The organism is Streptomyces sp. NPDC055140, assembly GCF_053607285.1.
Genome location: NZ_JBSGTG010000016.1, coordinates 236884 through 244934 on the forward strand (window position 1 = coordinate 236884; position 8051 = coordinate 244934).

The following is an 8051-nucleotide window of genomic DNA, read 5'->3' on the forward strand; positions in this document are numbered from 1 at the left end:
CAGCCTAAGGCCGCGCGGTCAGCAGCCCCAGACGATCCGGTCCCGCGCGTCCTCGAGCAGACGCAGATACTCCACTTCCTCGCAGCGCGGCTTGCTGCCCATCTCGTAGAGGTCGAGACAGTCGTCGAGATCGTCGCGCAGGTCCTCGTCGGGCAGGTCGAGGGCGAGCTCGCTGCGCACGTGCCCGGCGAAGTCGTCCTCGCCGGGTCCGGGTCTGCGTCGGACGAGGTCACGCAAACGGGGCACGGCCATGACGGTTCCCTCCCACCCGGACGGCGCGGCTCGGCGCCGGATGCCGGGAACGTATCCCCGTTCCCCCGCCCGGTCCAGACCTGTGACCGCGGAACCCCTGGAATTGAGCACGTATCAAGCACGCATCAGGCACGAACCATGCACGAAAACCCCACTCCGACGCACCCCACCGACCCCAAGGTGACGCACCCCACCCCCCACCCCGTCCACACAGCCGTAACAATGGACTGTGATCTCTTCGGTCTCCGTGCCCCCGACGGCACCCCGGAGCGCCCACCGGCACAAGCCGGAGGCGACTCCCTACGTCGACCTCACCCGCACCGAGTGGAGCGCGCTGCGCAACAAGACGCCGCTCCCCCTCACCGCCGATGAGCTGGAGAAACTGCGCGGCCTCGGCGATGTCATCGACCTGGACGAGGTCCGGGACATCTACCTCCCGCTCTCGCGCCTCCTCAATCTCTACGTCGGCGCCACCGACACCCTGCGCGGCGCCCTCAACACCTTCCTCGGCGAGACCGTCGAGAAGGCGTCCCAGTCGGGCACGCCCTTCGTCATAGGGGTCGCCGGTTCGGTGGCGGTGGGCAAGTCGACCGTCGCCCGCCTCCTCCAGGCGCTGCTGTCCCGCTGGCCCGAGCACCCGCGCGTGGAGCTGGTCACCACGGACGGCTTCCTGCTGCCGACGAAGGAGCTGGAGCGGCGCGGCCTGATGTCACGCAAGGGCTTCCCCGAGTCGTACGACCGCCGCGCCCTGACCCGCTTCGTCGCCGACATCAAGGCGGGCAAGGACGAGGTGTCGGCACCCGTCTACTCCCACCTGATCTACGACATCGTGCCCGGCCAGAAGCTCACGGTCCGCCGCCCCGACATCCTCATCGTCGAGGGCCTGAACGTGCTCCAGCCGGCCATGCCCGGCAAGGACGGCCGCACCCGCGTCGGCCTCGCCGACTACTTCGACTTCAGCGTGTACGTGGACGCGCGCGCCGAGGACATCGAGCGCTGGTACCTCAACCGGTTCAAGAAGCTCCGCCAGACGGCCTTCCAGAACCCGTCCTCGTACTTCCGCAAGTACACGCAGGTCTCCGAGGAGGAGGCGCTCGACTACGCGCGCACGACCTGGCGGACCATCAACAAGCCGAACCTGCTGGAGAATGTGGCGCCCACGCGCGGCCGCGCGACGCTCGTCGTGCGCAAGGGCCCCGACCACAAGGTGCAGCGACTGAGCCTGCGGAAGCTGTAGAAAGCCGGATGGCCACGCTTCGCGCTTGCTGCACCTGCGACTGATCACGCCGGCCGACAAGACCGACGCGGTGGCCCGCCTGATCGAGAGGACCGTCGGCACCACGCATCTCGTGGTGGTGCCGGGCACGGCCCGCGACGGACAACGCGATCCTGATCGTCGGCGCGATGGCCGTCGGCCCCGAGTTCGGGCCCCTCGCCGGGATCTCCACGGCGCTGTTGCAGCGCGCCCCGCGCCTTGTGTGGCGATCGCTGTGGGCGCTGCCGGCGGGATTCGCCGCCGCGATGGTGCTCACGGCCGGGTTCAGCCGGCTCCTGGACCTGTTCGGCCTGATCACGCGCTCGATGATCGAGGCGGACCGGCCGAACACGTCGTTCATCTGGAAGCCGGACTGGATGTCGTTCGTCGTGGCGTTCCTCGCGGGCATCGCCGGGACGCTGTCCCTCACGTCGGCGAAGTCGGGCGCCCTGATCGGTGTCGCCATCTCGGTGACGACGGTCCCGGCGGCGGCGAACGCGGCGGTGGCGTTCGCGTACAGCGACTACGCCCAGACGTGGGGCTCGACCGGCCGGCTCCTCGCGAACCTCGGCGGCATCACCCTGGCCGACACGCTCACGCTGCTCGCCCAGAAGTGGTTCTGGGCGACACGGCGCAAGCGTGCCGCTCCTGCGGCCGGACCGGCCTGACGCAGTGAACTGCCTTAGCCCAGCGCGGACTTGACGACATCGGCGAGGCGACCGGCGATCGAGCGGGCCTGCTCGATGTCGGCGGCCTCGACCATGACGCGGACCAGCGGCTCCGTGCCGGACGAACGCAGCAGCACCCGGCCCGTCGCGCCCAGCTCGCGCTCGGCGTCGGTGACGGCGGCGGCCAGCTCGGCGGACGTCGTGACGCGGGACTTGTCGACGTCGCGCACATTGACCAGAACCTGAGGCAGGCGCTCCATGACGGAGGCGAGGTCCTGGAGGGTGCGGCCGGTCTGGGCGACGCGGGCCGCGAGCAGCAGACCCGTGAGCGTGCCGTCGCCGGTCGTCGCGTGGTCGAGGATGATCACGTGCCCGGACTGCTCGCCGCCGAGCGCGTACCCGTGCTCCTTCATCGACTCCAGGACGTACCGGTCGCCGACGCCGGTCGCCACGAACTCGATGCCCTCGCGCTCCATGGCCAGCTTGAAGCCGAGGTTCGACATGACGGTCGCGACAACGGTGTCCTGGCGCAGGGCACCGTGCTCCCGCATCGACAGGGCGAGCACGGCGAGGATCTGGTCCCCGTCGATCTCGGCGCCCGTGTGGTCGACGGCCAGGCAGCGGTCGGCGTCACCGTCGTGCGCGATGCCGAGGTCGGCGCCGTGCTCGACGACGGCGGCCTTCAGCAGGTCGAGGTGGGTGGAGCCGCAGCCGTCGTTGATGTTCAGGCCGTCCGGGTCGGCGCCGATCGTGACGATCTGGGCACCGGCCCGCGTGAACGCCTCGGGCGAGACCCGCGCCGCCGCGCCGTGCGCCTCGTCCAGGACGATCCGCAGTCCCTCGAGGCGGTTGGGCAGCACACCGATGAGGTGGGCGACGTACTGTTCGGCACCCGCGTCGTACGAGTTCACGCGGCCGACGCCGGCACCGGTCGGGCGGTCCCACGGCGCACCGGTGCGGTGCTGCTCGTAGACCTGCTCGATACGGTCCTCCAGCTCGTCGGCGAGCTTGTGGCCGCCGCGCGCGAAGAACTTGATGCCGTTGTCCGGCATCGCGTTGTGACTGGCGGACAGCATCACGCCGAGGTCGGCGCCCAGCGCGCCGGTGAGATGCGCCACCGCGGGGGTGGGCAGCACGCCGACCCGCAGGACGTCGACGCCCGCGCTCGCCAGACCCGCGACGACCGCGGCCTCGAGGAACTCGCCCGAAGCCCGCGGGTCACGACCGACCACGGCCACGGGACGATGCCCCTCGAACGTCCCCGCCTCGCCGAGTACATGAGCCGCCGCCACGGAGAGTCCGAGCGCGAGCTCGGCCGTCAGATCCGCGTTGGCGACACCTCGTACGCCGTCCGTGCCGAACAGTCGTCCCACTGGTGTCCTCCGAACTTTCGCAATTCTCGAAGAAGCGTCGGAAATCATCCGAGCATGAAAACTTATGAGCACCTTGTGTCGTTATTATGAGCACCTTGTGCCCATATACGCCCGGGCCCGCTATAGACGAACGCCCCGGCGGCACACAGCGTGCCGCCGGGGCGAACGAAACGAACAAGCAGCAGCGATTTAGCGCTTGCTGTACTGCGGGGCCTTACGGGCCTTCTTGAGACCGGCCTTCTTGCGCTCGACCGCACGGTCGTCACGCTTGAGGTAACCGGCCTTCTTGAGGGCGGCGCGGTTGTTGTCGACGTCGGCCTCGTTCAGCGCACGGGCGACACCGAGACGGAGCGCACCGGCCTGACCGGAGACGCCGCCACCCGAGATGCGGGCGATGACGTCGTAGCGGTTGTCGAGCTCGAGCACCTTGAAGGGCTCGTTGACTTCCTGCTGGTGGACCTTGTTCGGGAAGTAGCCCTCGAGCGTGCGCCCGTTGACCTTCCACTTGCCCGTGCCGGGCACGATGCGAACGCGCGCGATGGCGTTCTTGCGACGGCCCAGGCCGGCGGCCGGCTGCGGGTCGCCGAAGCGCGCGGCGTTCGACTCCGAGGTGTACTCGCCCTCGACGGGGACCTCGGACTCGGTGGTGTACTGCTCGACGTCGACAATCTCGGTCTCTTCGACCGGCTGCTCAACGGTGGTCTCGGCCACGATGCTCCTCAGATTCTTTTTCGTCTTTGGGGGTGGCCGGAACTACTGCGCGACCTGGGTGATCTCGAACGGCACCGGCTGCTGGGCAGCGTGGGGGTGCTGGTCGCCCGAGTAGACCTTCAGCTTCGAGAGCACCTGACGGCCCAGGGTGTTCTTGGGGATCATGCCCTTGATGGCCTTCTCGACGGCCTTCTCGGGGTTCTTGGCCAGCAGCTCGTCGTAACGGACGGAGCGCAGACCACCCGGGTAGCCGGAGTGGCGGTACGCCATCTTCTGGGTCTTCTTGTTGCCGGAGAGGTGCACCTTGTCCGCGTTGATGATGATGACGAAGTCACCAGCATCGACGTGGGGGGCGTAGATCGGCTTGTGCTTGCCCCGCAGGATGTTCGCGGCAGTGGTCGCCAGACGACCCAGGACGACATCCTGGGCGTCGATGACGTACCACTGGCGAGTGATGTCGCCGGGCTTGGGGCTGTACGTACGCACTTAGCAGCCTTCTTCTTCTTCAGTGGATGGGTGCTGAAAGTGGCATCACTGAAGCGATCGTGCAGCTGGGGACGACAGTGCCGGGTTCAGCGCCCGTATGCCGCCCACTGGTTACTGCTCCAGGGAACCTGCGCATGGCCCCTCACGCGAGAGTGAGCAAGCCAATACACACAACGACTAGGCAGGATACCCTCGCTTCCCCGTACGGGTCAAAACGCGGACCTGGACACCGGCACCGCCGGATCCGCCGCACTGGGCGGCCCTGCCGTCTACCAGAGTAACCGCACGTCGCCGCAGGCAGCGCCGCACGAGCGTGACCCCTGGCACACAAGAAGCGCTCACACGGCACACACAAGATCGGCCACACCCTGCGCACACCCTTCCCCACCGCGCCCCGGCACCCCCTGCGCGTCGGTCTAAGATGCGCCCCATGAGCTTTGGGCAGGGGGGACCCCAGTGGGGTTCCGGGGGCAGTGGTGGTTCACAGGGACCGGACTGGGCGGCGCTCGCCGAAGCGTCCGAGGCACGCGCGCGGCGCCGCCGCTGGCTGATGATCGGCGGTGGCGCGCTCGCCACGGTCGCCGTCGGCTCGGCCGTCGCGTTCGCGATCGTCTCCGCCAACGGCAACAACTCGGCCTCGAACAAGCCCGCCGACCAGCTGCCGACGACCGCGGACATCCCGAGCGACACGGCCCCGGCGGACCCGACGTTCGCGGAGACCACGCCGCCGCCCCCGCTCGACCCCAAGGACTTCATCTCCAGCGCCAAGAAGGACAAGGCCCCGCTCGGCGCGGACACCCTCTTCCCCGGCACCAAGCTCACCGTCGGCGACCGCGTCTACAAGAAGGGCGCCACGTCCAGCACCAAGAGCTGCGCCTCGGTCACCCAGGGCGCGCTCGGCGGCGTCCTGACCGGCAACGACTGCACGCGCCTGATCCGCGCCACCTACGCGAAGGACGGCGTCGCGGTCACCGTCGGCGTCGCCGTCTTCGACACGGAGGCCGAGGCCACCAAGGCCAAGAACCAGTACACCAAGGGCACCGTGACCTCCCTGTCCGGCTCGGGCGTCCCCGCGTTCTGCCGTACGACGATCTGCCGCTCGACCACCAACTCGTACGGCCGCTACGCGTACTTCACCACCGCCGGGTTCACCAGCGGCGGCCGGGACGTCACCACCAAGGACCGCGCCGTCTTCACCACCGGTGACGACCTCGCCGAGTTCACGTTCCGTCAGATCACCCGGCGCGGCGAGGCGCAGGCCTCCGCCGCGGCCGAGGCGCCCCAGTAGGGGCTCAGCAGCACCCCGGCTCCGAGAAGGGCGCTCCCGGCAGCGACCGCTTGTTCCTGGCCTCCTTGCTGCGCGCCGCGAGCAACTCGTCGGCGGGGTAACCGACTTCCTCCAGCGTCAGGCCGTGCGGCCGCACCACGTGCACCGCCGAGTCCCGTACGCCGGCGGCCAGGACCTTCGCGGGCCAGTCCGGCGGCCGGTGCCCGTCACCGACGAACAGCATCGCGCCGACCAGCGAGCGCACCATGTTGTGGCAGAACGCGTCGGCCCGGACGGTCGCTTCGAGGATCCCGTCGGGCGACCGCTCCCACCGCAGCTCCTGGAGCGTACGGATCGTCGTCGCGCCCTCGCGCCGCTTGCAGTACGCGGCGAAGTCGTGCTCCCCGAGCAGCTTCTCGGCGGCCGCGTTCATCGCGTCGAGGTCCAACTCCCAGTCGTGCCAGAGCACATGACTGCGCAGCAGCGGATCGACTCCGCCCGGGTTGTCGGTCACCCGGTACACGTACCGACGCCACACGGCGGCGAAGCGCGCGTTGAACCCGCTCGGCGCCTGAGCCACCTTCCACACCCGCACATCGTGCGGCAGCCGCCCCGCGAGCCGGCGCAGGAGCTTGTCCTGGTGCTCGGCCCAGACGTCCTCCGGCAGATCGACATGCGCGACCTGCCCGCGCGCGTGCACCCCCGCGTCGGTCCGCCCGGCCACGGTCAGCTCGTACGTCTGCGCGGACCGGGTCACGGTCTTCAGCGCGTCCTCGATCTCACCCTGCACGGTCCGCCGGCCGCTGGCCTGCTTCGCCCACCCGGAGAAGTCCTTGCCGTCGTACGACAGATCAAGCCGCACCCGCACGAACCCGGGCTCTACCTCGTCACTCACTCACAGATCCTCTCAGGCGAAGGCAATACGAAAGCGGGCCCGCCCCGAAGGGCGGACCCGCTCACATCAAGGCAGAGCCTCAGGCGTCCTTGGACTCCTCGGCGGCCTCGACCGCTGCGGCGTCCTCGACGACCTCGGCGGCCGGAGCGGCAGCCTCGGCGTCCTTGGCGGCACGCTTGGTGGCGGCCTCGGCCTCACCGGTGGCCTGCTGCGAAACCGTCAGCGCCTCGACCAGCTCGATGACAGCCATGGGCGCGTTGTCGCCACGGCGGTTACCGATCTTGGTGATACGGGTGTAGCCACCCGGGCGGTTCTCGTAGCGCGGGGCGATCTCCGTGAAGAGCGTGTGGATGACGCTCTTGTCGGTGATGACCTGGAGCACCTGACGGCGGTTGTGAAGGTCGCCCTTCTTCGCCTTGGTGACCAGACGCTCCGCGTACGGACGCAGACGACGGGCCTTGGCCTCGGTCGTCGTGATCTTGCCGTGCTCGAAGAGCGACTTCGCGAGGTTCGCGAGAAGCAGCTTCTCGTGCGCAGCACTGCCGCCCAGACGGGCACCCTTGGCGGGACGCGGCATGGTGTTTCTCCTTCTCTGCACCGGCCGTATCAGGTACCGGAGTCAGTTCCCCACAGGCGGGCGCCTGGAGGATGGTGCCGGGCGGGCCTTTTCAGCCCGTCCGGCGTTCGAGGACAAAGCCTCAGCGACAACGGCGGGGCTGCCACGGCAATGCGAGCACCCCGCCGAAGGCGACTAGTACTGCTCGGTCTCCACAAAGCCGGCGTCCGCGTCGTCGTCGGCGCCGAAGGCGTCAGCGGCGGCGGTCGGGTCGAACCCGGGAGGCGAGTCCTTCAGCGCGAGGCCCATACCGGCCAGCTTCGCCTTGACCTCGTCGATCGACTTCGCACCGAAGTTGCGGATGTCGAGCAGGTCGGCCTCGGAGCGGGCGACGAGCTCACCCACGGAGTGGATGCCCTCGCGCTTGAGGCAGTTGTACGACCGAACGGTGAGCTCGAGCTCCTCGATCGGCAGCGCCAGATCGGCGGCCAGGGCGGCGTCCGTGGGGGACGGGCCCATGTCGATGCCCTCGGCGTCGATGTTCAGCTCGCGGGCGAGACCGAACAGCTCGACCAGGGTCTTACCGGC

The 8051-nt window shown here is 69.2% G+C and carries 9 protein-coding genes and 1 pseudogene; 3 read left to right on the forward strand and 7 right to left on the reverse strand.

Going from position 1 to position 8051, the window contains the following annotated elements:
* Positions 1 to 18 precede the first annotated feature (18 nt).
* On the reverse strand, positions 19 to 252 hold the full coding sequence (locus ACWFR4_RS28310) for a hypothetical protein (RefSeq protein ID WP_453655154.1): 234 nt from the start codon (positions 250 to 252) through the stop codon (positions 19 to 21).
* Positions 253 to 499: 247 nt separating this feature from the next.
* Between ACWFR4_RS28310 and coaA the strand changes: the two genes are divergently transcribed.
* Positions 500 to 1489: a type I pantothenate kinase gene (coaA, locus tag ACWFR4_RS28315; RefSeq protein ID WP_266676549.1), complete on the forward strand. Its 990-nt coding sequence runs from the start codon at positions 500 to 502 to the stop codon at positions 1487 to 1489.
* Positions 1490 to 1514: 25 nt separating this feature from the next.
* Positions 1515 to 2175: pseudogene (locus tag ACWFR4_RS28320) on the forward strand (DUF389 domain-containing protein).
* Positions 2176 to 2189: 14 nt separating this feature from the next.
* Here the strand turns inward: ACWFR4_RS28320 and glmM are convergent.
* The 3 genes from glmM to rplM form a co-directional block, all read right to left on the reverse strand.
* Positions 2190 to 3548 (reverse strand): phosphoglucosamine mutase, encoded by a 1359-nt coding sequence (gene glmM, locus ACWFR4_RS28325; RefSeq protein WP_453463946.1) that lies wholly within the window; start codon positions 3546 to 3548, stop codon positions 2190 to 2192.
* Between the two features lie 189 nt (positions 3549 to 3737).
* Positions 3738 to 4259: a 30S ribosomal protein S9 gene (rpsI, locus tag ACWFR4_RS28330; protein WP_453463949.1), complete on the reverse strand. Its 522-nt coding sequence runs from the start codon at positions 4257 to 4259 to the stop codon at positions 3738 to 3740.
* Between the two features lie 42 nt (positions 4260 to 4301).
* The gene (rplM, locus tag ACWFR4_RS28335; RefSeq protein WP_382605148.1) at positions 4302 to 4745 is read right to left on the reverse strand and encodes a 50S ribosomal protein L13; all 444 of its coding nucleotides are present in this window, start codon (positions 4743 to 4745) and stop codon (positions 4302 to 4304) included.
* 430 nt (positions 4746 to 5175) lie between these two features.
* On the opposite strand from rplM, the gene ACWFR4_RS28340 reads away from it, so the two are divergent.
* A complete protein-coding gene (locus ACWFR4_RS28340; RefSeq protein ID WP_453655156.1) occupies positions 5176 to 6033 on the forward strand; it encodes a hypothetical protein in 858 nt (285 codons plus the stop codon).
* A 4-nt stretch (positions 6034 to 6037) separates the two neighbouring features.
* Here ACWFR4_RS28340 and truA read toward each other — a convergent pair whose 3' ends face one another.
* The 3 genes from truA to ACWFR4_RS28355 form a co-directional block, all read right to left on the reverse strand.
* Complete coding sequence (gene truA / locus ACWFR4_RS28345) at positions 6038 to 6907, reverse strand: tRNA pseudouridine(38-40) synthase TruA (RefSeq protein WP_453463955.1); 870 nt, start codon at positions 6905 to 6907, stop codon at positions 6038 to 6040.
* Positions 6908 to 6986: 79 nt separating this feature from the next.
* Positions 6987 to 7484 (reverse strand): 50S ribosomal protein L17, encoded by a 498-nt coding sequence (gene rplQ, locus ACWFR4_RS28350; RefSeq protein ID WP_453463958.1) that lies wholly within the window; start codon positions 7482 to 7484, stop codon positions 6987 to 6989.
* A 174-nt stretch (positions 7485 to 7658) separates the two neighbouring features.
* On the reverse strand, positions 7659 to 8051 hold a 393-nt coding region (locus ACWFR4_RS28355), incomplete at its 5' end, for a DNA-directed RNA polymerase subunit alpha C-terminal domain-containing protein (protein ID WP_030045290.1).

Excerpts from the sequence above, each read along its gene's own strand:
- ACWFR4_RS28310 (WP_453655154.1), bottom strand. The coding sequence starts at position 252 with ATGGCCGTGCCCCGTTTGCGTGACCTCGTCCGACGCAGACCCGGACCC.
- ACWFR4_RS28340 (WP_453655156.1), top strand. The coding sequence starts at position 5,176 with ATGAGCTTTGGGCAGGGGGGACCCCAGTGGGGTTCCGGGGGCAGTGGT.
- rplQ (WP_453463958.1), bottom strand. The coding sequence starts at position 7,484 with ATGCCGCGTCCCGCCAAGGGTGCCCGTCTGGGCGGCAGTGCTGCGCAC.